The sequence below is a fragment of the Salinimicrobium sediminilitoris genome, from assembly GCF_020866905.1.
Taxonomy (GTDB): domain Bacteria; phylum Bacteroidota; class Bacteroidia; order Flavobacteriales; family Flavobacteriaceae; genus Salinimicrobium; species Salinimicrobium sediminilitoris.
The window spans coordinates 245,720-268,356 of sequence record NZ_JAIVCC010000009.1; the positions used below are offsets into that span (position 1 = coordinate 245,720).

The 22,637-nt window shown below is 39.8% G+C and carries 21 protein-coding genes; 4 read left to right on the forward strand and 17 right to left on the reverse strand.

Annotated elements, in window-relative coordinates; genetic code table 11:
* Positions 1-13: 13 nt before the first annotated feature.
* From LA313_RS11015 to LA313_RS11050, 8 genes are all read right to left on the reverse strand, one after another.
* Positions 14-880: a relaxase/mobilization nuclease domain-containing protein gene (locus LA313_RS11015; RefSeq protein WP_228914886.1), complete on the reverse strand. Its 867-nt coding sequence runs from the start codon at positions 878-880 to the stop codon at positions 14-16.
* Positions 877-1,173 (reverse strand): mobilization protein MbpA, encoded by a 297-nt coding sequence (mbpA, locus tag LA313_RS11020; RefSeq protein ID WP_228914887.1) that lies wholly within the window; start codon positions 1,171-1,173, stop codon positions 877-879. The genes LA313_RS11015 and mbpA overlap by 4 nt, the downstream gene beginning before the upstream one ends.
* 97 nt (positions 1,174-1,270) lie before the next feature.
* Positions 1,271-2,236, reverse strand: coding sequence for a toprim domain-containing protein (locus tag LA313_RS11025; RefSeq protein WP_228914888.1), 966 nt, complete (start codon positions 2,234-2,236; stop codon positions 1,271-1,273).
* Between the two features lie 239 nt (positions 2,237-2,475).
* Positions 2,476-3,687, reverse strand: a complete 1,212-nt coding sequence (locus LA313_RS11030; RefSeq protein WP_408641374.1) for a primase-helicase family protein — start codon at positions 3,685-3,687, stop codon at positions 2,476-2,478.
* Positions 3,688-4,434: 747 nt separating this feature from the next.
* Positions 4,435-5,691 carry a tyrosine-type recombinase/integrase gene (locus LA313_RS11035; protein ID WP_228914896.1) on the reverse strand — a complete coding sequence of 419 codons (1,257 nt, stop codon included), beginning with the start codon at positions 5,689-5,691 and terminating at the stop codon, positions 4,435-4,437.
* 543 nt (positions 5,692-6,234) lie between these two features.
* Complete coding sequence (locus tag LA313_RS11040; RefSeq protein ID WP_228914898.1) at positions 6,235-7,050, reverse strand: universal stress protein; 816 nt, start codon at positions 7,048-7,050, stop codon at positions 6,235-6,237.
* A gap of 132 nt (positions 7,051-7,182) precedes the next feature.
* Positions 7,183-7,932, reverse strand: a complete 750-nt coding sequence (locus LA313_RS11045; protein WP_228914900.1) for a DsbA family protein — start codon at positions 7,930-7,932, stop codon at positions 7,183-7,185.
* A gap of 7 nt (positions 7,933-7,939) precedes the next feature.
* A complete protein-coding gene (locus tag LA313_RS11050) occupies positions 7,940-8,872 on the reverse strand; it encodes a manganese catalase family protein (RefSeq protein ID WP_228914902.1) in 933 nt (310 codons plus the stop codon).
* Between the two features lie 260 nt (positions 8,873-9,132).
* On the opposite strand from LA313_RS11050, the gene LA313_RS11055 reads away from it, so the two are divergent.
* Entirely contained in the window at positions 9,133-9,951 is an 819-nt protein-coding gene (locus LA313_RS11055) for an HAD family hydrolase (RefSeq protein WP_228914908.1), read from the forward strand.
* 178 nt (positions 9,952-10,129) lie between these two features.
* On the opposite strand, the gene LA313_RS11060 is transcribed toward LA313_RS11055, so the two are convergent.
* Both LA313_RS11060 and LA313_RS11065 read right to left on the reverse strand, forming a co-directional pair.
* Entirely contained in the window at positions 10,130-11,626 is a 1,497-nt protein-coding gene (locus LA313_RS11060; RefSeq protein WP_228914910.1) for a S10 family peptidase, read from the reverse strand.
* A 61-nt stretch (positions 11,627-11,687) separates the two neighbouring features.
* Positions 11,688-12,530, reverse strand: coding sequence for a phosphatase PAP2 family protein (locus tag LA313_RS11065; RefSeq protein WP_228914911.1), 843 nt, complete (start codon positions 12,528-12,530; stop codon positions 11,688-11,690).
* Between the two features lie 209 nt (positions 12,531-12,739).
* On the opposite strand from LA313_RS11065, the gene LA313_RS11070 reads away from it, so the two are divergent.
* Positions 12,740-13,216: an SRPBCC family protein gene (locus LA313_RS11070; protein ID WP_228914913.1), complete on the forward strand. Its 477-nt coding sequence runs from the start codon at positions 12,740-12,742 to the stop codon at positions 13,214-13,216.
* A 79-nt stretch (positions 13,217-13,295) separates the two neighbouring features.
* Here the strand turns inward: LA313_RS11070 and LA313_RS11075 are convergent, their stop codons facing one another.
* The gene (locus LA313_RS11075) at positions 13,296-14,750 is read right to left on the reverse strand and encodes a TonB-dependent receptor (RefSeq protein ID WP_228914915.1); all 1,455 of its coding nucleotides are present in this window, start codon (positions 14,748-14,750) and stop codon (positions 13,296-13,298) included.
* A gap of 121 nt (positions 14,751-14,871) precedes the next feature.
* On the opposite strand from LA313_RS11075, the gene LA313_RS11080 reads away from it, so the two are divergent.
* A complete protein-coding gene (locus LA313_RS11080; RefSeq protein ID WP_228914917.1) occupies positions 14,872-15,633 on the forward strand; it encodes an MBL fold metallo-hydrolase in 762 nt (253 codons plus the stop codon).
* A gap of 18 nt (positions 15,634-15,651) precedes the next feature.
* Entirely contained in the window at positions 15,652-16,131 is a 480-nt protein-coding gene (locus LA313_RS11085) for a hypothetical protein (RefSeq protein ID WP_228914918.1), read from the forward strand.
* On the opposite strand, the gene LA313_RS11090 is transcribed toward LA313_RS11085, so the two are convergent.
* The 6 genes from LA313_RS11090 to LA313_RS11115 all read right to left on the reverse strand — a co-directional run bounded on the left by LA313_RS11090 (position 16,128) and on the right by LA313_RS11115 (position 22,418).
* Positions 16,128-16,790 (reverse strand): alpha/beta hydrolase, encoded by a 663-nt coding sequence (locus LA313_RS11090; RefSeq protein ID WP_228914919.1) that lies wholly within the window; start codon positions 16,788-16,790, stop codon positions 16,128-16,130. The genes LA313_RS11085 and LA313_RS11090 overlap by 4 nt on opposite strands.
* Complete coding sequence (locus tag LA313_RS11095) at positions 16,790-17,116, reverse strand: hypothetical protein (RefSeq protein WP_228914920.1); 327 nt, start codon at positions 17,114-17,116, stop codon at positions 16,790-16,792. The genes LA313_RS11090 and LA313_RS11095 overlap by 1 nt, the downstream gene beginning before the upstream one ends.
* Positions 17,117-17,169: 53 nt before the next feature.
* A complete protein-coding gene (locus LA313_RS11100) occupies positions 17,170-18,423 on the reverse strand; it encodes a dihydroorotase (protein WP_228914922.1) in 1,254 nt (417 codons plus the stop codon).
* The gene (locus LA313_RS11105; protein ID WP_228914923.1) at positions 18,420-20,345 is read right to left on the reverse strand and encodes a BatA domain-containing protein; all 1,926 of its coding nucleotides are present in this window, start codon (positions 20,343-20,345) and stop codon (positions 18,420-18,422) included. The genes LA313_RS11100 and LA313_RS11105 overlap by 4 nt, the downstream gene beginning before the upstream one ends.
* A gap of 36 nt (positions 20,346-20,381) precedes the next feature.
* Entirely contained in the window at positions 20,382-21,560 is a 1,179-nt protein-coding gene (locus LA313_RS11110) for a sensor histidine kinase (RefSeq protein ID WP_228914931.1), read from the reverse strand.
* A 93-nt stretch (positions 21,561-21,653) separates the two neighbouring features.
* Positions 21,654-22,418 (reverse strand): TIGR02757 family protein, encoded by a 765-nt coding sequence (locus LA313_RS11115; RefSeq protein ID WP_228914932.1) that lies wholly within the window; start codon positions 22,416-22,418, stop codon positions 21,654-21,656.
* Between the last annotated feature and the right edge of the window lie 219 nt (positions 22,419-22,637).

Consider the following 22,637-nt stretch of genomic DNA (forward strand, 5'->3'; position numbering starts at 1 on the left):
CTTATTTTGTTTTTTAAAATCCTACGCCTGTATCCAGTGCCCTTTTTATGGTTTGCTTCACCAAATCCTTTACCATTTTGTTTATGAAGCCGGTACTCAACTGTATTGTATTACCGGCCAACTGCAAAGACTTTGGTGCTACTTTTAATTTTGTGAAGCTATTATTCTGGCTAATGCCAAGGACAATTTTTTTACCACTCATAGATCGGTGTATCTCGCTTCCCTTTAGGTTTATTCCTTTATATTCAAACCGGAAACCCTGCAGCTGATTCGACTTGTTGATTGATGGAATCACAGTCACCCGGTGCTCTTGCATTCTTTTAATGTACTCATCGAGAGACTGCGGTTTGGATAGGGAAACCTTTTCATGAATATTCTGGACCTCCCTTCGATGTTGTTTTAGCTCGAGGAGTTTCTCCTGTTGCACCTCCCGAACTCTTGTAAGCCCTATCTGCCTGGCAACGTTATCCGCAGCAATTTGACTTCTTTTTCCAATGAAGTTGTCCTTATACGTCTCTCCTGACATACTGATGCGATTCACATAGATATGAACATGGGTGTGGTCTTTGTCTCGATGGACAAAGGAAATAGCTTGGTGATTTTTTAGGTTCATCTCTTTCAAGAATTGCCTGGCTATTTCTCCCAGATCTTTCCGGGTCATATTTTTTCCATCTTCTATAGTGGGACTCACTACAAAGCTTAAGGTGTTATTGATGCATCTGTTATTTTGTGACTGTATTATCTTAAATTCTTCGGAAATCTCCTGCGGTGTATCTCCTGCCAAGAATTCTTTAAGAACTACTTCGGCATCTTTCTCCTGGTTCCAGCCATAGGTTATAGATTCCTTTGTCCGTGCAATAGAGTGTCCTTTCCCAATCACTTTCTAAAGTTCTTTAGATGAGCTCTTATTTCTTCAGCGAGGTTTTTTACAGTCTCAGCTAACTGAGGATCTCGATTTTTAAACATGCTGCTGATTCTGGAAAAGTTATTTTTGTACTGCACGAGTAACCGGTAAAATTCCAGTTGTTCGGGAGTTATACGTTCAACAATATTTCTTTCGAAAGCGGTGGATCGGAGGTATTCTGAAAGAGAAATTCCTGCCCTGGCCGCTCTTCTTTTGAGTAGCTTTTTCTCGTAGATCGAGCATCGAATTTGGATGAATTCTCTTTTCATTTTTTGTTTTCAGTCTTTGCAACCTCCGGGCGCAAAGCAAGATTGTCATGACAATGACACATCTTGCTTTGCTACTCAAAAAAGTAGAAGTAAGTCATTATCCTGTTTTGGTTTTTAATGGTTTAAACTTACTGTCATGGGTGCCATGAACAAGTTTTTCATTCAGGTCTTTATGGTCTTGATACCAGGAACTTCCATCCTTACAATTAGGAAATGTCCTTAGAACATTTTCGGTTGCTTTAATCCCGGCTGAGTCGCGATCCAGGTATAATGTTACAGTTGAGTAGTGGGTAAAAATCTCAAGGACCTCAGGTAAAAAAGACAGAGAATTCAGAATCAGTAGGTCAGCATTTTCAACTTCTCCGGGCTTGAGTACTGCTAAAGACAGAAGATCAAACATTCCTTCAAGTACAACGACTTGATCATTTCCCCGATTCAGATATGAATAACCTTTAGGAGGTGTGGAGGTTTTAAAGTAAAAATTGCGGAGCTCCCAGCCTCCTAATTGGTTCCGCAGACCCAGGGCAAAGAATCTTTTACCATTCGAAGTATACCAGATTTCCTTGCAGTAGATTTTTGCGACTTCGATGGGTATATTGCGAGTGTGAAGATATTTCTTGAGCATTTTATGTTCTATAGGTAAGATCTTCAAAACTTTATTTGCAGGTTCAATTCCACTACTTCTGAGTTGGCTATTCAGAGAAAAATTAGAAACAGGTATTCCATCTGCCAAATAAGCCAGGGCTTCTGCTACAGAACAATTCAATATGAGGCATACCAGGTCGATCACATTTCCTCCTTTTCCTATGCCGAAGTCGTACCACCTGTTTAATCTAAAGGAAATTTTAAATGAGGCTTCTGTTTCTGATCGCAGGGGACTCAGGAACCAGGCTTCTTTCTCTGATTTGCGAGTGGGAAGGAGGCCCATCTTTATCAGCGTTTCGAAGATGCCAATGTCTCGTGCTTCCTCACAGTTCATCTTTTTTGTTTTCATCAGCATATTATTTACGTCAAATTGTAGCTCTTTATGGAAAGAGGCTTGTTGTGTCCTTTTTGTCATCATTTTTATTTTTGATGACAGTTTGATGACAAAATGATGACAGCCGAAACCCTTGCTATTACTGGTCTTATCTTATTCTGTCATCAATTCATCAAAAAAATAGATAGTTTCAAAGTTTTTCTTTCAAAAGCAGTCTTCATTTTGATGAAACGATGACAGCAGCTGAAACCTCCCGAAAATACTGGAGTTTCCCTGTCATCGTTTTGTCATCATTTCATCATTTTTCCCCCAGAAGCAGGAATTCAGGTATTTCTGAGATCCTCAAAATTCTCCAGCAGGAAATTTTTATTTATAGTGAAATAGCGTCCTTTAGCTTCTCTGAAGGTAGTAGTGCCATCGCCCCAGATCAGGAACTTCTGATAGCGGTTCGAGTTGTTTTGGTTCTCCAGTTTCCACTCCTTTTTTAGAATTTTTCGAATTTGGGTAAGATCGAACCGGAGCCTTGATTTATTTATTGCGTTATAGGCATCCATAGGACAAAGATCAAGTGTTTCTAAATCATGGTCTTCCATGATCATAAGAAGAATACCGGCCAATTCCCTTTCTACCCTGTTTCGGTTATTCTGCACCAGCTTTTTCAAGGCAGGAGTTTCTATTTGATCAGCTGTAAACCACATCCTTGTTTGATGTTTTGAATAAAGCTTTCTGTTTTTTAGGAAATATAGAAAAGCCGGAATTTCTTTGGCCAGGACTTCTAAAAACTCTGTTTGTTCTTTTTTTATCACCGGTACCTGCAAAACCCAGAAGCGAGTTTCGTGGTGATCTATTTTAATAAAATTTTCTTCATTGTTACTACAGAGGATAAATTTACCGAAGAATTCCACTTCCCGCTTGTCTTTCCCCTTGGCCTCAAGTTTATTGATGTTGGTGGTACTGAGGTATTTTATCCTTTCTGTGAGTTCCTCTTTGTTGAACAATACTTCATCGATACAAATTAGGAGCTTGTTCGCCCAATCAGAATTGAACTGACTGGTGAAACTGTCATTGGTCAGATATGTAAGGTTGTTCTCGAAAATAAGCTTGAGCCATTTCAGAAAAGTACTCTTACCTGTGGAACGTTCCCGGGACACCAGGCAGAGAATGGGGAGGATTTGAGTGGGTCTGGTAAATAATAGCTGCAGGTAATCCAGTCCAAGTTCATAATGAGCTCCAAAGATGTGCTTAACAAACTTGAAAGACACCCCACAATCTCCCTCTTTTATGGTGTGACTTAGTGGCGCATAGGTATTGTAAAAATGGTGGAAGGAGGATTTAAAATTCAGATGATCCGGGATACAGGTGAAGCCATCATATTTCGGAATGGCTGCAAGAAATGTTTTTCCGTGGTCCTGCCGGATCGTCTCAATATTCCATGGCACCAGGGCTTCATTTTGCACACCAGAAATGCTTGGAGCACTTACAATTTTATAGTACTGGGTTCCAACCCGGATGTATGATTTTCTTTTCTCCACAATCAAAATTATCGGAATCGTATTGTAGTGACAATTAGGGACTTAAATATAACTAGAACCCCTGGTTTTTGAGATGTTTATACAGAAAATAAGATTTGGATGCGAATCATTTAAAATGATATTATTTCAAAATGATCATATTAAATAATGAGTCAGAGGAAGGCAGATGAAGCTGCTGGAAAAAAGTGCGTAACCTGGATTTTTTAGAAATTCTTGAAGAAAAAAGCAGGAAGAGCAAAAATTCCCATAAAAGCCGATTCTTAAATTTCACCTTTTCATGATTTACTTTTTGTATCTCGAGCGTTTTCCGTTTTCCAATATCAGATCTTTTGCATCTGAACAAGATTTCCCATTTCTTTTGATTTACTTCCCGTAGAGCCGTCGCTGTTACCATTTTCCGTTGCTCCTCTAGGGAATTTAGAATTAGGATAGGCCGCATTGATCCTTTAGCGGAAAGAGCTGGCATTTCATTCAGGCCGGCTAACTTCTAAATTCCGTTGTTTTGCATCAGTATAAATGGTAACAGCGATGGGGGAGGTGAAAAATCAGGAGAAGAAGCATCTATCATTTACTGATATTAAATGCTTCTAAGATTTGGCGGACTCTTGACTAACGGATGGTATACAAAATTGTATTTATTAAAAACATCCTCATTAATCCGTTAGTCATGTGTCCAAGACATCCCCCCAAAGCTCTTTTCCTGGAACGCAGTGGAAGGGAATGTGCTTTGGACCAGTCACCATTCAAAGGTCAAGAAACTACAAGGTCATTTGCGTCATCCAAGACCTCACTGTCAAAATCTTTAAGATAAATTTCCGTAGTACGCAAAGAGCTGTGCCCAAGACCCTCACTTATTATTTCTGTAGTAATACCAAGGTGCTTTGCAATTGTTGCCCATGAGTGACGAATATAATAAGAAGTCATTCTCTCTTCTATACCAGCATCGTCCGCAATAATTTTTAGAAGTTTATTTACCAGTCTGCGGTCAGATCGATACTTAGTGAAATTCTCTGGTGTTCCATCATATCCTATGGGAAAAATGAAATCATCCGGGCTTTTATCTAAAAGATAATATTTTAGAATTTCATCTAATTCCTCTGTTATTTTTACAGATAAAGGATCCCCGGTTTTACTTCGACCGTAGTGAATTCTATCACCAACAATATTCTTCACTCGGAGCTTGGCTAAATCAATGAGGTTCATTCCACGACAGTTGAACATGCTCAAGAAATAATTTTTGATATGCCATTTATTGGACCCCATTTCATATTGCAGATTTCTGATGGCTAAAATTTTTTCCTTTGTCAGAGCCTTTTTTTTGTTTCGTTTGGTTGAAGGAATACGATAAGAGACAAAAGGATTTTTCACAGGCTCATAAACATCTTCTTTAATCGCGCTATTATAAATGGCACGAATCGCTCTAAGATATGCACTAATACCATTTTTAGAGTTTCCTTTAGCCAAATGTTCTGCTTCAAATTCTTGGAGAAAGGAAACAGTAATCTGATTAAATTTTACTGGTTTCTCACCATTGAACTTGCTTAAGGCGGTTATAGAATCGCGATACCATTTAGCCGTACCAGGCTTTTTAATTTTATTCTTTCTTTTGATTAGTACTTCTCCCCATTCATTAACAGTGGTTTCATTTGACAGATTCCTTCTCAACTCTGAATCTATTTCCCTATCCCATTTTTTCTTAATGTTCTCAACTACTGTATCTACAGATATTTCATCGAGGGTATCTCCTAGTTCAATTACCAGTTTTCTGGCAAGATTAAGTTTGTTCCCAATTTCTCTATTAATTAAATCACAGTCTAAATCTTTATTTACAACCGCTGATTTTCTTAACTTCATATTGTTGCTATCCCATCCGGAGATTGAAGTAGAGTAGGGAAGACGAATCATCCTCGCCTTTTTATGAAAGATTTTTATCACGATAGGATATAATCCGGTATGGACTGATTTTGATTTCTTTCGTGAATCTAATATAAGTCTTATACGTGCCATAAGTTGTGAGTATTGATTTTTAAATTTAGTAAAATTACGCACACTTTACGCTCACTTTAATTAAGCTTCAATTCATATAGAAAAAAATTAAATAGAATTAATTTGTTGATTTTAAATATATTACAATTAATTATTAATCTGGTTGGAGTCTTTTTTATTGCCTTCTAAGCAGACGGTCAGAGGTTCGAATCCTCTCGCGATCACGACACGCACAAAACCACGTCCCAAAGGGCGTGGTTTTTTTAATTTTACGAAGTACCCGAAACGCAGTTTCGAAGGTACGTAGGGAAATTAAAAAAGCGAGGGCGTTAGCCCGTGGTTTTGTATTTGCAACACAGCATCTTGAGAGGAAATCCATCCTCTCGCGATCACGACACGCACAAAACCACGTCCCGAAAGGACGTGGTTTTTTTGTTTTATAAAACCCGCTGCTGGCGAAAAGATAAACCACCTCCCGAAGAACGTGGTTTTATAGATATGGATCAACCCCATAAATTTCAAGGGTTTGACCCCACAAGATTAGTGACCGGGAAAATAAAACCTTTAAGCAAAAGCAGGAAAAGTAAGCAGGGGAGAAGGACTACACGATTGCATCCTTTTGATTCGGTCCCTTACCAGTCCTCTTTTAAAAAGGTTCATATTCCTCTTTTCCGGCATCAATACAATATCCGGATGTTCTTCCTCAATTGCTTTTTTCAGGGTATCAAAAACTTCAAATGAATACAGGGTTTTGTATTCAATATTAGAGTATGGGATTTCTGACTTCACTTTTTTCTGAAAAGCTTTCAGGTTTTTTATAGCTTCATCTTCTTCCCGGTGAGTAATATGTACGATCTCGATTTTAGCATTTAAAGGTTTTGCCAGAGGAATTAATTCTTTGAGATAGATTAATTCCTGATCGTCAAAAGTGCTTGCAAAAAAGATCTTTTGAGGTTGTTTGAATTTAAATTGTGGAGGCACGGCTAATACAGGAAGATGAGATTTACCAATCATTTCACTGGTGGTAGTGCCAACTAGTCTGTCTTTAAGCTTACTGGAGCCACATGCTCCCATAATAATCATTCTTACCTGAAGATCTTTGGTGAATTTTAAAATTTCTTCTGCCACTTCAGGCCCCGAGATCACTGCCGGCGAAATAAGTTGTGAGCTATAATCTTCCCCTAAGTGGAGTTGACAAAAATCCTGGAGCTCTTCCTGATGCTTCCTTAGAAAATCTGAGTTCCGCTTTTCTCCTTCATTAGGCGGATAAACATGTAGAGCAATGAGATCATCTCCCATTATCCTGGCCAGTTCAGCTGCATATTTAAGGGCCGCTACAGAGTAATGTGAAAAGTCTGTAGCATAGATTATCTTTTTCATGATCTTGGATTTTAACTTGTATAAAGTTACGCTGGCAAAACCCAAAAAAGTATGATTTTAGTCAGTAAAAACTCAAAATTTTACCGCCAGAATCACCTGTTATCAAGAAAACTATAATTTTCTATGACTCTATTAGAAACTTAGTTCTTTTGGAGCTTCAATAGTTTCCAGCAGCTCCCTGTCTGTAAGATTTTCCCAGCTATTGGAATATACCTCCTGGTCTATTACTTCATTTAAATCAAGATTAGGATCCATGAGGGAAAATGTCTTTTTTAACTCACTAAAAGGCCTGTAACCTGTGACCTGATAGGTTTTGTCTTTATATGAAATCAAAAGGCTAGGGAAACGACTTATTCCACTGGCCTTTGTTCTGTCCAAATCCTGTTTAAAAAGGTGGCTCAATTCATCAGAAAAAAGATCCTCCCGAAATTTACCCTTTTTGAGAACTTTTGCCTGCTCCAGTTCCCCGGCTATTTCCAGGATCACCTCTACTTCTCCTATGTTCTTTTTATCGATCATTACTGCCTCCCTTAGCTTACGAAGCATGGCTTCCTCTGCAATTTTTGATTGTAGGGCAGCCGCCTTTACAGCCATGCATGCGAGATAAGAAGTATCGATGGGATTTGAGATCCAGATATTCTCCTCAATAGGCTGGCCAGACATGTGGCGTGCCTGCATCCATAAAGGCCCCATTTGGGCAGGACGGGCTATATCATTCATTTGGTCATTATAATTTTTCCAGTCTCTTAAGAGACCGCCCATCACGTAAGTAAGGTGCAGGCGGTCTTTTAAAAGAAAACGTAGTTTTCGCAACTGGGGCTCAAAAGCCCAACTCCAGCAGCAAAGTGGATCTGTAAAATATTCAATTTTAAATTTTTTCATATAAGGATCAATATTTACTCCATTGTGCCTCCCCTTTGGGCATGGCTTTCTTTATTTCTTCATATTTTTTTTTACTCAATTCCTTATTTTTCTTATCGACCTCTTTTGGATCCCTGGAAAGTTTTTTGTCGTCATGCCCTTCAGTCATTCCTTTTGTTTTCCTCACATGTTCAATAGGGTCTGAAATATGTTCCCAGGTTTCCCCCAATTCCGGGCTTTTACCTTCATTCCATGGACCTCTCACATCTTCCCCATTAGAAAGGTTAAAATATTTATTGCTGTATTTGGGATCACTTTGCAGGACCCCCGGAGGAAAATTGGGTTCTATGGTCTCCAGTGCTGCCTGGAACATTTGGAAGTGAGCTACTTCCCGGGTCATAAGAAATCTCAAAGTATCTTTTATGTGAGGATCACTGGTATGTTGCATAAGATATTCATAAACGATTTTAGCCCGTGATTCAGCTGCAATATTTGATCTTAGATCAACCGTAAGATCTCCGTTGGCTGTTACATAAGCTGAGGTCCAGGGGTTTCCATTACTATCGGAGAGGGTAGGGCCTCCGCCTGAAAGATTAAAGAACTGCGGATTCACCATAGCATTGTGAATAAAACCTTCCTTGGATGCTTTTCCTTTTAAAAGTTCCATGATCTCAGACTCTTCGGCAGCATTCTTTAGATCACCGTGAATTCCTTTTAGCAGCATCTGGATAGTGGCACCTACGATTTCGAGATGGCTGAATTCTTCAGTAGCAATATCCATTAGCAGGTCATATTTATCGGGATGCACCTGTTTGACAGCAAAGGCCTGGACAAAATACTGCAGGGCAGCTTTTAATTCTCCGTTTGCGCCTCCAAATTGTTCCAGTAATAGTGTGGCAAATGCGGGATCTGGTTTCGATACCCGCGCATTGAATTGTAATTCTTTTACGTGGTAAAACATAATTCGTGGATTAGTGGTTAATAATTTTTCTTTTAAAGATTAAATTATAACCTATCTTCTGCTATGGGGGTTAATTATTTGCTAAACTTCTGTTATTGTTTACTTTACGCAAGTGAGAAGCTGAAATGAATTGAATCGATCTTTAAAATGTCACCAGCTGATTGGCCCCTGATCGAGAAATAATCTTCACCACAAATTAACGTTCCACATTGCCCCCCGGCTAAAACTTCTCTTATTTTTGCCTTTTTTAAGAGGAAAACATGGATTATTCAAAGATAAAACTTGTAGTAAGCGATATGGATGGCACCTTGCTAAACAGTAAGCACGAGGTGAGTCCGCAGTTTATAGAAATTTTTAAAGAGCTAAAGGAACTGGATATAAAATTTGCGGTGGCAAGCGGCAGGCAATACTACAGCCTTAGAGAGCGTATGGATGAGATCAGGGATGAGCTCATTTACATAGCCGAAAACGGGGCCATTGTAATGCATCATGAAAAGCAACTTCACATTGTTCCCATGGAACCGGAGGTGGTTCATGAGATCATAAAAGAAGTAAGGGAACTGGATAATAAATACCTAATTCTCTGCGGAAGGGAACAGGCTTATATTGAAAGTACCGATCCCGAATTTATGGAACCTTTTCTTAATCATTATGAAAAATATAAGGTGGTGAATGATCTTATGGAGGTTAAAGATGATCTCTTTTTGAAATTTACTATTTGCGATCTTTGCGGGGCCGAAAAAAATTCTTTGCCACACCTAAAGCATTTTGAAAATCGATTGCAGGTTAAGCTTTCAGGAAAGATCTGGATAGATTTTAACGACAAAAATGCGCAGAAAGGAAATGCTTTAAAAGCAGTGCAGGAGAAAATGAATATCAAGGAAGAGGAAACGGTGGCTTTTGGGGATTATCTTAATGATATTGAGTTATTCCAACATTCCGGTTATAGTTACGCCATGGAAAACGCACATAAGGAAGTAAAAGCTATAGCAACTCATCATGCCGGAAGCAATGATGAACTCGGTGTGGAAAAAGAATTGAAGAAATTACTGGAGTCACTTAAATCTGCAAGGGCTTAAAAATTGCTTTGGTTTAAAAGCAAAAGAGGCTGTCTGAAAAGCATGTAATATGTCAACCTGAATTTATTTCAGGATCTTATCCAATTGAAAGTCATAATCAATTAGAAGCTGAAACAAGTTCAGCTTGACAAAAAATGGCATTTTCAGACAGTCTATTTTTTATAATATTATCCTTTGCTTAATAAGTTGCAGGTTCTCCCGGCTTTGGCAAAGATTTCTGAATGAATTCTCTAAGATCTTCATTTGCCTTTTTAAGATCCTCGTTTCTTAAATACATCATGTGGCCGCTACGGTAACCTTTAAAGCTTAACCTGTCGCGCATTTTTCCGCTGGGGTCGAGCTGCCACATAGTATATTTTGCATCAAAATAAGTGGTGGCCCCATCAAAATATCCGCTCTGGATCAACACATCCAGGTTAGGATTTTGAGCCATAGCCTGTCGCAGGTTTTCTCCTGTTTTATTTCCGCTGCGATCCCATGGATGAACGGGACCAAACATATAATAAGTCAGGTCTGTTTTAAAATTGAGATCATTTCGAAGATAATGGTTGATTGCCGGCGTAAAAGAGTGCAACCATGAGGTGAGTTCAGAATTATAATCGGGTGAATCCCCGGCTACTTTCCTGTCCAGCCCAACGTACCGGGAATCAAGTCTTCCCACGGTTAAACCTTTTTGATCTCTTAACAGATCTTTCCAAAAATACCGGTAAGGCACCTCCAGGTTATGCTGAAGGATTTCTTCCTGAGATATTCCTGAATAACGCGCCATTGTTTCGGCAATTTCCTGTTTTCTTTCCGCCTCCAGGAAGCCTCCTTTTGCCAGTGCAGGCAGTAATTCATTTATGGCATATTGCTCTACTTCGGGTAGCAACTCTTCCAGATCCCTTTTTTGAAGGTCCTGCGGAAGCAGCTCATGATACCAGGCGGCAGCGGTGAAATAGGGGAGACGGTTGGAAATTTCTACAGGACCATCCCTTTCAATTCCTATTTCTGTTGGAGAAACAAGGATAACTCCATTGAGGTACATCCATTGTGAATTCTGAAGTTCCAGAGCAAGGCCGGAAACTCTCGTGGTTCCATAACTTTCTCCTATGAGATATTTAGGAGACAACCAACGATCATATCGGGTGACAAAAGTATTGATCCATTTCGCCAGGTAACTTACATCTGCATTTACACCAAAAAACTGCTCACGATCCCGCTTTTTTTCTCCTTTTGGTTCTACGATTCGGGAAAATCCTGTATTGACAGGATTGACATATACAATATCAGCAATGTCAAGAATGGAATACGGATTTTCTTTGGTGCCATAAGGCTGAATTGGAAATCCTTCAGGATCGATTTCCAGCACACGGGGACCGGTGTAGGCAATGTGCATCCATACAGAAGCAGATCCGGGGCCACCATTGAAGGAGATCACCAAAGGCCTGTTCTTAAGATCGTTTCCACCTTCTCGTTTGTAGTATGTGTAAAACAGGCTGGCAATGGTTTCTCCATCATCACTCCACACAGGCTGCATTCCGGTAGTGGCAGTGTAATCTATTCTCTGGCCATTAATGTTGACGCGATGAGAGGTGACAACTGTAGTATCAACAGGAATTTCAACTTTATTCTGAGCTATTGCTGAAGCATGTAAAAGGGCGAAAAATATCGCAACACAAAATATTTTTTTCATTTTCAGGATTTGATTAAAGCCTAAAAATAGAAAAATTCAGCCGGAAAAAGAGGTTTAAGTTCTAAAAGGCGTACTGCAGGGAGAGTCCCTGGTATTCATTCCCTCTAAGATCTACACCCATTGCAGGAGTGACTCCCAAGTCACGGTCTTTTTTATGAAATTCGGGAATAAGGATCCCACTGGCTGCTCCCACCATGTAACCAACAATATTATCTGTCAGGAAATGTTTCCCAGCTTCAGATCTTAAATATCCCACATAGGCAGGAACCAGAGCTGCGGCCGTCCATACATAAGGTTTAGCTGCAGAATCCGGGTAAAAGTCATTATAGAGCTTGGCGGCAAAAAAGGAGGCCGAAGCAGTTGCCGCGGTGTGTCCTGCAATAAATGATCGCTGGGCACCTTTTTCAGTTCGCTCTTCTTCTGGCAGAGAGGTGTTGTACACCAAAGGTCTCGGGCGGTCTATAAGCCCGGCAGTAAGGGTGTAAACAGCTCCTGTGGTGGCCATGCTTTCCAGGAATAATACAGAGATCTGTCCGGCATTTGAACGCATATTTTTATCGGCGATCATCATAACTACCGGTACGGCAAAAGAACCATAAAAAGGATAGTAACTAATTTCATCGGCCCTTTTACTATAGTTCCCGGCAATGAACCTGTCTATTCCCGGCACATCGTCTTTGGATAGATCATTTAATTCCTGCAGGGTGAGATCTTCTTTATCCTGTATCAATTTAAAACCTACGACATTAAGTCCCAAACTTAATCCTAAGTAAGGACCGTCAACCAGCCAGCTGGTTTTGTAAGGGGAATCCGATGTATCACCGGAAGCAGGGGAGTAGGATTGAGAATATGTGGAAAAAGAAATTAATAAGGAAAATATTAGGGGGAATATGGAATATTTCATCTTTAAAAATTGTTTGAGACGAATCTCGGGTTTTTAGTATTTATTACCTGAAGGATTAACGCAATTATAAGAGTGAGAGCGCGGCTTTTCAGAAAATTTTTTGAAAAATCACCATTTTTGACGGCCCAAGTAGAGTATGAAAAAGATTAATTATGTTTATATTATATTAATTATAATTAAACAAGTTATATCTTTGGAAAAAATGAATCATGAAAATTTATCAGCTGCACGCCGTTCAACGAATTCCCATTTCGCTTCAGGAAGCCTGGAACTTTTTTTCAGATCCCGCAAATTTAAAGGTGATCACTCCTACTTACATGGGATTTGATATTACAATGGGTGGAGACCGTCCTATGTTTGCAGGACAGATCATTGAATATATAGTAACTCCTATAGCAGGTATCAAAACCAAATGGGTAACAGAGATCACACACGTAAAAGTTCTGGAATATTTTGTAGACGAACAACGCTTTGGGCCCTACGACCTTTGGCACCATAAACATTTCTTCAGGGAAATTGAAGGGGGAGTGGAAATGGAGGATATTATTGATTACAAACTTCCGCTGGGATTTATAGGCCAGGCGGTTCATCCATTACTGGTAAGACCTAAACTGGAGGAGATCTTTGACTTCAGAAAAAAGAAATTAAAAGAGCTTTTTGGAAGCTTCAAAAAAGAAACCGTTTAAATAGCTTTTTTGGAACCTCTTAAAGAAATTCCGAAGCCATTTAAACGGTCCTGATTTTAATTCTCTTTACCTTAGAAGATCAAATTTTTTGGGCAGACTTTTGTTTATAGTGACTAAACAGGTCGTGCTCTCTGATCATAGCTGTAGTTTTTTCGGGTAGCATATCTTCCCAGCCACCTTTACCTTCTGCGATCAACTGCAATACTTCCCTGGAGAAAATATCGAGGATAGCAGGATCATAATTGGTAATGTCCACAACTTTACCATTGTATTTGAAGAATTTGTAAAGCTCCTTCATTCGTGGATGCACCTTGAGGTTATCGCTGGTGGTGATCTCTCCTGTCTCACGATCCTTGAACGGATATAGATAAACCTTAAGGTCTTTGAAGAACAATTTACCAAAGGCTTCGAGGATTCCACCACTTAAATGCCTGTAGTATTTTTCATCAAAGATGTCAACCAGGTTATTTACTCCCATTGCCAGCCCCATACGTTCCTTAGTATAGCGGGAGAAATATTCAACTACTTTATAATATTCCTGGAAATTGGAGATCATAACTGTTTGCCCAAGGGAACAAAGCAATTCAGCCCTATCCATAAAGTCTCTTTCGTCAATTTCACCTTCAGCACGAAGGTTGGACAGGGTGATCTCAAAGATAACTTCTGTATTATCTTCAGAAACCCTATTTTCATTTAAGAAAAGTTCGAGTGAGCGCTTATACATATCCATATTGACCTTGGTTACAGGCCTAAAGCTTCCTCGCAGGGCAAGGATGTTCTTTTTGTAAAGGATCTTCGCCGGTAAAACGTTGTTTCCATCTGGTGCAAACATTACCGCCTCGGTCATATTGTTCTTCACCAGCTGCAGACTCATTAGCCTGTTATCCACTTTTTCGAACCTGGGGCCCGAAAAGTTGATCGTATCGATCTCGATCTGGTCTTTGTCAATATGATCGTAGAGGTAACGAAGTAATTTTTTAGGATTGTCGTATTTGTAGTAGGCCCCATAAATGAGGTTTACACCTAATATTCCTAAAGTATTTTGTTGCAGGCGGGCATCATTTTCATGAAACCTAATGTGCAGAAGGATCTCATTATAATCTTCTTCGGGATGCACCTGATATTTTATTCCAACCCACCCGTGGCCTTTGTACTTCTTAGCAAAATCAATAGTTGCAACAGTATTGGCGTAAGTAAAAAATAACTTGTTGGGATGTTTTTCGCGCGAGATCCTTTGTTCAATAAGATTGGTCTCATGCGTGAGCATCTTTTTTAAACGCTCTTCGGTAACATATCTCCTGTCATCTTCGATCCCGTAGATCGCATCACTAAAGTCCTTATCGTAAGCACTCATTGCCTTGGCAATGGTCCCTGAAGCTCCACCGGCTCTAAAAAAGTTGCGGACGGTTTCCTGTCCCGCACCAATTTCAGAAAAAGTTCCGTAGATATTTTCATTCAGGTTAATACGTAAAGCTTTACTTTTTATCGATGGGACGTTCTCAAACTCCCTGTCACCCATTATGGTTATTGGCATAGCTGTCTTTTTTCGTTCAAAATGAGTTCCTCTTGTTGAAACACTCAATTTGTAGTCAAAGGTACTAAAATGAAGGGCTAAACAAAAAAATAATACTTAGTTTTGTGGTAAATTTAGAGCTTTGAAGGTTACATTTTTAGGCACAGGAACATCTCAGGGAATACCCGTTATTGGCAGTGATCATCCGGTTTGCCGTAGCGAAAACCAGAAAGATAAGAGGTTGCGGGTTTCGGTACTGGTTGAAGTTGATGGATATAATATCTTAATTGATTGTGGCCCCGACTTCAGGCAACAAATGTTATCCAACAAAGTGCAGCGTATTGATGCAATTTTGTACACTCACGAACACAGTGATCACACAATTGGGCTGGACGACATTCGGCCATATTTTTTCCGGCAGGGAGATATTCCGGTTTATGCACATTCCAGGGTGATGGCTTCTCTGCAAAAGCGTTTTGAATACATCTTTGCTTCAGAAAATAAATATCCCGGAGCTCCCAGTGTTCAGGAACATCTTATTGAGAACAAGCCTTTCACTGTTAAAGGTGTAAATGTTGTTCCCGTAGATATAATGCATAACGGGGTGCAGGTATTTGGCTTTAGGATCAGGGACTTCGCTTATGTTACAGATGCCAAAACCATTGAAGAAGAGGAGGCAGAAAAACTTAAAGGGGTTGATGTGCTGGTGATCAATGCCCTGCGAAAAGAGCCGCATCATTCTCACTTTAACCTGGAAGAGGCTCTTCAATTCATTCAAAAAATAGGTCCCGACAGGGCTTATCTAACACATATAAGCCATCACATGGGTTTTCATGACGAAGTACAGGCAGAACTGCCAGAAAATGTATTCCTGGCTTATGACAATCTCCAAATAGAAATCTAAATGCGGAAAAGTTTTTTAATGTACCTGTTTGTGTTTACAATTTTACTTGCAGTAATTTTTTATGCAAACGGCACAAAATTAGTAGAGTCCAAGGACCAGGAAATCGAGGCGCTGAGAGAGCAACTTGAGGAACAAAAGTCCAGTGTGGACAATGTAGCTGAAACTACTTTACAGGAAGATACCTTTTCACTGGTTTCCAATGAAGAAGCCCTTTCCTACCTGGAAAACAGAGGCTTCGATCCTGCTGAAATAATCAATAAAGTAGAAGAAGCTCTTATAAGCCGAAATACTGCAGAGGAAGATAACGAACTGATTCCTTACGAGGGTATGAATGGACCTTTCAGGATCAATAAAGTAAAGCTTCTCAACCATAAATGGGCTATTGCCAGTTTTACCGATGGATCTTTCTGGGGTGACCTCCTGGTTAGCTTCGAGATTGACGAAGAAGGTAAGGTGGAAGTTTTTCCTGAAAAAGCTTTATTGTACCCTCAAAATTAAAGATGCTCTTCCAGCCATTGCTTCAGTTCCCTGAAGTTTTGAGGCGCAACACCATGTCCCACAGGAAACTCTGAAAAAGTATTTTCTATGCCCAGGGAATCAAGGAATGGTTTGGTCTTTCTCGCCCATGCCACCGGAATTACCTGGTCGGCCGTACCGTGGGAACTGTAAACTGAAAGATTAGAAAAATCCTTATTTTGATAACCCTCTTTCAGGATATTCTCATTGATATAACCGCTTAACCCGATCACATTTTTGATCCTTTCGGGATAAGAAAGTGCCACGGCAAAACTTAGGATACTTCCCTGGCTAAAACCAATGAGGGTAACATTCTCTGGGTCTACAGGATATTCCTCCATGACCTCATCCATAAACTGAATGATCTTTTCTCTTGAGATCACAGCCTGATTATCATCGCTGAATTTTCCATCTGCACTTCCCTGCCAGTGAATGGCATACCATGCATTTCCATAGGGAGCCATGGGATAGGGTGCTCTTACCGAAATAATGAAAAGTTCATCGGGAAGGTCTTCTGCAAAAGAAAATAGATCCTCTTCATTACTGCCGTAACCGTGCAGCATTATTACGAGAGGAGCTTTTTCTACAGGCTTTTTTGGTTTTCTTATTAAGTGATATAAAGTAAAAGTATCTGCTTCCATTAATTTATTGTACTAAACCATTTTTGAAATTGACTTCCTAAAAAGGGAACTTCGTTTTTTTCTCCCTGTATGGCACCAATTAAGCCATACCCCAACAAAACAACAATGAAAATATAAAAAGGAGCTGATATCAACCAGGAGTCGAACCAGGAAACTATAATTCCCAGCAGGTAAAAAGTAATGTGGATCCCAAGCCCCTGTCTAATATGAAAGGATGCAAAAGGGTTCTTTGAATCATTGTTTAAAAAATAAGCAACAATGGTTCCTATTATAGTCAAATAGGCCCAAATCGCTGCAGCTTTTCCTTCGTTGGCTACGCTTTCCATGCGTCAAATTTTTAGGATATAAATTTACTTAATTTCCTGTTTGTTTGCTGGTTTCAGGAGGTTAAATATTCCTCACCCACTAAAATCCCGTATACCATTCCTTTTAACTCTTTTCCGAGAAAAAGACTGTTTTTGGAACTGCTTAAAATATGCTCTTTTTGGAAAGTATATTCTTTATCGGGATTAAAGAAACTAAAGTTAGCCGGAGATCCTTCATCAATGACTCCATCTGCAAGATTAAACCTCGACTTTCCTGAAGTAAGTACTTTGACCGCAGTTCTTACAGAAAATAGCTGCAACAAAGCTCCCAAAGCAGATTCGAGTCCAAGGGTGCCAAAAAGGGCATTATCGAACTCAACTTTTTTGTGCTCTACATCCATTGGGATATGATCTGACGTTACCATGTCTATAGTTCCATCTTTAACGCCGGCAATGAGCGCCTTGACATCGCTTTTAGTCCTAAGGGGTGGAAGCACTTTCGCATTGGTGTCAAACTCTTCAAGTACTTCATCTGTAAAGAAAAGGTTATGAATAGCAACGCTGCAGGAAACATCCAGGCCTCTTTCTTTGGCATCTCTAATGATATCTACAGATTTTGCTGTGGAAATAGTGGGGATATGGAGTTTCCCGCCGGTATATTCAAGAAGATAGAGGTCTCTGGTGATTTGTAACTCCTCGGCCAAAGCAGGAATCCCTTTTAATCCAAGCATTGTACTATTTTCATGCTCATTGACCTGCCCGTTAAGTGCGATCCTGTCTTCTTGCGGAAAAGACATTACAAGTCCGTCAAAATTCTGGGAATATTGCAAAGCCAGTTTCAATAAATTAGGATTGGAAACAGATTTTTTGAAATCGCCAAAGGCCACGGCACCGGCCTGTTGCATATCGTATAGTTCGGCCATATCCTTTCCTTCACTTTTGCGGGTGAGAGTCCCAATAGGAAGTAAAGTAACAGGTTGTTTTTCGGCTCTATTCTTTAAAAAAGTAACTGCACCTTTATTATCGGTCACAGGATCATTTCCGGGGTTTAGGGCGATTGCTGTAAAACCACTAAGGGCAGCTGTTCTTAAGCCGTTTTCAAGGGTCTCCCTTTCCTCAAATCCCGGTTCCCCAAATGTAATGCTACTGTCAAACCACCCTTGTGACACGTGTAGATTCTCAAAATTGATCTCAAGATCGGGTTTTCGGGTTTTAATGACAGGAGCGATCTCTTTAATGATCCCATTTTCAACCAGGATGTCCATCACTTTGTTGTTGTAAGGACTTTCATTATCAATAATCCTGGCCGACTTAACGAGTATTTTCATTTGAGGAATTTTAGAATAAATATTTCAGTAAGTAAGAAAAACAGTGTAAAAATAACAAACCATTTCCAAAGGCTGTCCACTTCATTGGCCGATTTAATTTCAGAGAAAACTTCGGGAACAGAGGAGTGCACAAAAATACCTTCCCGTTCATTTAATTTCGTATTCACCGGGTCACTTTCACTTCTGGACACATTAAAACTAAGGGACCTTAACACTGTTTCATCCTGCAACAAGTCGTAATGTCCGGGTTCTTTTGGAAGTTCATCCAGCAAAATTTCCACCTTATTCTGAAAACTTTGCTGCTGCGGAATAAAGGTAGTTTCAGAAGAAGACAACCTCAGAATCTCATCTTTTTGAAGATTCGTCTGGATCCCGATTGTATGCGAGTCTCCTAATACGCTGTAAAGACTAGGCATTGAAATAGCCAGGTTTCCTATGTTGTAAAAAGTAGGAACGATGAGCGGAGAATTTTTAAAATTAGAGTTCTCCTGATTTATGGCCGCGGTGAAAACAAAAACATTACCCTGTTCAAAGAGAAAAGCCTGCCCGGTTTGATATTCTAGAATCCCGGGCGTAGTCTTGCTTAAAGGATAAGAACTCTGAACTTTTGGATATTCGAAATTCGAAACCTTTTCATTAAAAACACTGCTGTAGAGGGGGTGGTCAAAAATGATATTTGTGATCAACTTTTCCTGTGTATTAAGAGCTCTAAAAACCGGTAGGCCCAGGTTCTTCAGGAGAGCATTGTAATCCCCGATCTCAGCTTCTAATGATGGTATGATCACTAGTAACAACTGTTCCTTTACCAACTCCTGAAGAAGCGTTAGCATCGAAAAAGGTATTTTTTGAGGCTGGTTTAGAATAATTAGATTGGCCTGCGAGAGGAGGTTGTAATCAATGTTGTTTTCGGGAAGAATCGACAGGTTGAACTCCGGGGAAGAGTAGATCCTTTGCAGGTAATCGGCTTCAGAATCCCCTATGGCGACTATGTTCACCGGGGCGATTTCGTTAATACTGAAGAATAACCGGTTGTCAAACTGCAGGCCATTATCTTCAACTTCGATCCTGCCGTGAAGAATTGCATCGGCAGCCAGGTTGAAGGTAGTATTCCCTCGCAGATCTTCATCCAATGCTACCGTCTTTCTTGCGAGCATGCGATCGCCGTCGTACAAACCTATGGCGACTTCCTCCTGCCTGTCACCAAATGCCGAAAAGGAGACATTGAGAACAATTTCATCCAGCCCCCGACTTGTTACCCAGGCAGAATCCAGGGCCACGTTATTATTATTCTCGGGACTTAATTGTACCAGATAAGTTTTGATATCATCGCCAAGGGCAGTAACGGAATCCTCCAGGTGTTGAAAATCGGAAATCGCAATGAAATTTTTTTGTGAATTCGAAGAATTGCGGAAAAGGTTCCCGGCTTTTAATTCAATAGCTCTCCAGGAAAGTTCTTCAGGCGAAAAACTTCTGTCCTGCAGCCTTTCACGCAAGCTGGCTACAGAAATATTTTGGTATTCTTCATCATTAGTGAAAAGTGTGATTATTTCTTCTTCAGGAACATTTTCCAGAAGATCCTGAACACTTCTTCTTAGAAGTACGCCGCTCTTTCCCCGTGCCTGCATACTATAAGAATCATCAAGATAGACCACTGTTTCTGTATCTTTTATTTCGCCCGAGGCAGGAGGGAAGTAAGGTTGGGCAAATGCGATGATGAGACAGGCCAAAAGCAACAGCCTGGTGCAGAGAATGAGAAATTTTTTTAAGCGGGAGCTCTTACGGGTCTGTAAAACAGCCTTTTTCAGGAATTTGACGTTGGTAAATTGTGTAGTCCTGAACTTTCGAAGTTGAAACAGGTGCACCAGGATAGGGATCACCAGCAAAACCAAAGCGTAAAGCAGTTCAGGATATTTAAAGTACATGCGCAGGCATTCTTTTGTCAAAGATAGAAAAAGGCCTTAGTAAGACCTTTTAATTTGAAACTTAAAATTACTACCCATTCCGGGTTCAGACGCAATTTTTATGTTTCCCCCCATATGTGTAAGTAATTTTTGTACTGTCGCCAGGCCTATTCCGCTTCCGGGGTTCCCGTCCCGATCGTTTTGATCAAGGGTAGTAAACAGGTCAAAGATCTTAGTAAAACTTTCTTTGGGGATCCCATCACCGTTATCCTTTACTTGAAATTGATAAAAATGATCCAGAGATTTAAACTCTATTTCTACCCGGCGTTTATCTTTATGATTGTACTTGAGGGCATTACTAATAAGGTTTAAAAAGATCTGGGTAAGAGCAGCTTTATTTACCCTTTTTAATACCCCTGCTTTAGGATAAGTTATCTCAACATCGGGGCTTACATTGTAAAGATTGACAATATTTTCAAAAAAGGGTTTTAGATCAACATCTTCCTGTTCTTTTTCAAGAATGCGCTCACTACGGTAGAAGATGAGTAAACCGTCCACGTAATTTCTCAAACTGTGAGAAGCCTGGGATAGATAGTCAATGTACTGCTGCGCCTCTTCATCAAACTTTTCCTGCTTTTCCTCTTTTAAAAGATCTACCAGGGAAATAATATTAGCCAGAGGAGACTTGATATCATGTGAAACAACACTTGCGAATTTTTCAAGTTCCTCATAACGTTTTTCCAAATCCTGCTGAACACGCTGGAACTGGTTGTTTTGTTTTCTAAAGGCAATGAAGTTGAGGATTTGTATCACCAGGAGCTTGAGAGAACGTCGTTGATTGGGAGTGAGTTCCCTGACAGAAGCATCAAATAGAGAAATTAATCCCAGTCTTTCACCCGTTTTAGTGATTACAGGAACAGCAATAATTTTTTCATGTTCCAGGCCTGAACTTCTCAGTTCTTGCTCATGAAAGATTAGAATATCATTCTGCTCCAGCACCTTTTTCCAAAGAGATGTCTCTGCATTTAACTCTTCAATAGGAGTGCCGTAAGTGCTTTTTACCCAGATCTGTTCGTTTTCCAGAATTATAAGAGCCGCTGTGCGGGCCTGCACTACCTGGGTACAAAGAAAGAGGATATCAGAAAAATCACTGTCTGCAGAAGTTTTAAGAATCTGAAATTCTTCTGGAGCCGGATGTTGCCGGCCTTCAGTATTCTTGATTTCCAATTTGGGCATAAATCTCAACCTTATAAGTAGTTAAAGATATTAATTGCCACCAAGAAATTGGGATTTAACTTGAAAATATTTGAGAAAGTTCCTACAAGGGCATTAGTAGTTCTCGAATACACCCAAACCGAATAGGGCATAATCATACTTTACCGGATCCTCATGGTCCAGTTTTCGTAAGTTCGTGTCCAGTTCGGCCAAAGCTTTGGCGTCATTCTGCTTGCGTTTTAGAAGACCTAACTTTCTCGCCACATTTCCCGAATGCACATCTAATGGGCAGCTGAGTTGGGAAGAGGAGAGGCTGTTCCAAATCCCAAGATCCACATTTCTATTATCGTTTCTTACCATCCATCTCAAAAACATATTGATCCTTTTGGCTGCAGAATTCTTTAAGGGATCACTTACATGTTTTTCGGTCCTTTTCTCGTGCGGTAACTCAAAAAATATTTTTTTAAACTCATGGATTGCAGGCTGTAAGCTGTCTTTACTTGAATGTTTGCTGAAGATGCTTTCCAGACCTTCATGTTGTCTATAAATGTTTTGAAAAGCTTTAATAAAATAAATAAGATCAATGCTATTGAAGGTACGATGAACAAATTTTTCGAATCTTTCAAGGTCCTCTTCGGAATGGTTTTGCACAAAGTCGTAAGGAGCAAATTCCAGTAACTCCATCAAAGAATGAGCATTTTTGAGAATGCTTTTGCGGTTCCCCCAGGAAATCGTGGCAGTTAAAAATCCCGAAATCTCAATATCCTCCTTTCGGCTGAAAAGATGCGGGATCTGCACAGGATCTGTTTCAATAAATTCGGCAGTGTTATATTGATCAACCTTAAAGTCAAGAAATTCTTTAAGTTCTTTTGGGGACATTACTGTAGACGTGATATTTTAGACGTTAGACGTGAAACTTTAGACTTGACTTGTCGAATTGTATAATTTATATTGAATTTTTTTAAACTGTCGGGTACTGAAATAAGTTGACCATTTTCCGGAGTTTTAAACAACTCAGTACTATGGCAAAACTACAAGATTTTTCTAAAGAGAGTTCTCAACGGGTAAATCGTTATTTTAGTGAGAGCTTTAAGCGTA

What these genes read in the sequence shown, in the direction of transcription:
- mbpA (WP_228914887.1), bottom strand. Translation starts at nt 1,173, where the DNA reads ATGAAAAGAGAATTCATCCAAATTCGATGCTCGATCTACGAGAAAAAG.
- LA313_RS11025 (WP_228914888.1), bottom strand. Translation starts at nt 2,236, where the DNA reads ATGATGACAAAAAGGACACAACAAGCCTCTTTCCATAAAGAGCTACAA.
- LA313_RS11035 (WP_228914896.1), bottom strand. Translation starts at nt 5,691, where the DNA reads ATGGCACGTATAAGACTTATATTAGATTCACGAAAGAAATCAAAATCA.
- LA313_RS11040 (WP_228914898.1), bottom strand. Translation starts at nt 7,050, where the DNA reads ATGAAAAAGATAATCTATGCTACAGACTTTTCACATTACTCTGTAGCG.
- LA313_RS11045 (WP_228914900.1), bottom strand. Translation starts at nt 7,932, where the DNA reads ATGAAAAAATTTAAAATTGAATATTTTACAGATCCACTTTGCTGCTGG.
- LA313_RS11050 (WP_228914902.1), bottom strand. Translation starts at nt 8,872, where the DNA reads ATGTTTTACCACGTAAAAGAATTACAATTCAATGCGCGGGTATCGAAA.
- LA313_RS11055 (WP_228914908.1), top strand. Translation starts at nt 9,133, where the DNA reads ATGGATTATTCAAAGATAAAACTTGTAGTAAGCGATATGGATGGCACC.
- LA313_RS11060 (WP_228914910.1), bottom strand. Translation starts at nt 11,626, where the DNA reads ATGAAAAAAATATTTTGTGTTGCGATATTTTTCGCCCTTTTACATGCT.
- LA313_RS11065 (WP_228914911.1), bottom strand. Translation starts at nt 12,530, where the DNA reads ATGAAATATTCCATATTCCCCCTAATATTTTCCTTATTAATTTCTTTT.
- LA313_RS11070 (WP_228914913.1), top strand. Translation starts at nt 12,740, where the DNA reads ATGAAAATTTATCAGCTGCACGCCGTTCAACGAATTCCCATTTCGCTT.
- LA313_RS11075 (WP_228914915.1), bottom strand. Translation starts at nt 14,750, where the DNA reads ATGCCAATAACCATAATGGGTGACAGGGAGTTTGAGAACGTCCCATCG.
- LA313_RS11085 (WP_228914918.1), top strand. Translation starts at nt 15,652, where the DNA reads ATGTACCTGTTTGTGTTTACAATTTTACTTGCAGTAATTTTTTATGCA.
- LA313_RS11090 (WP_228914919.1), bottom strand. Translation starts at nt 16,790, where the DNA reads ATGGAAGCAGATACTTTTACTTTATATCACTTAATAAGAAAACCAAAA.
- LA313_RS11095 (WP_228914920.1), bottom strand. Translation starts at nt 17,116, where the DNA reads ATGGAAAGCGTAGCCAACGAAGGAAAAGCTGCAGCGATTTGGGCCTAT.
- LA313_RS11100 (WP_228914922.1), bottom strand. Translation starts at nt 18,423, where the DNA reads ATGAAAATACTCGTTAAGTCGGCCAGGATTATTGATAATGAAAGTCCT.
- LA313_RS11105 (WP_228914923.1), bottom strand. Translation starts at nt 20,345, where the DNA reads ATGTACTTTAAATATCCTGAACTGCTTTACGCTTTGGTTTTGCTGGTG.
- LA313_RS11110 (WP_228914931.1), bottom strand. Translation starts at nt 21,560, where the DNA reads ATGCCCAAATTGGAAATCAAGAATACTGAAGGCCGGCAACATCCGGCT.
- LA313_RS11115 (WP_228914932.1), bottom strand. Translation starts at nt 22,418, where the DNA reads ATGTCCCCAAAAGAACTTAAAGAATTTCTTGACTTTAAGGTTGATCAA.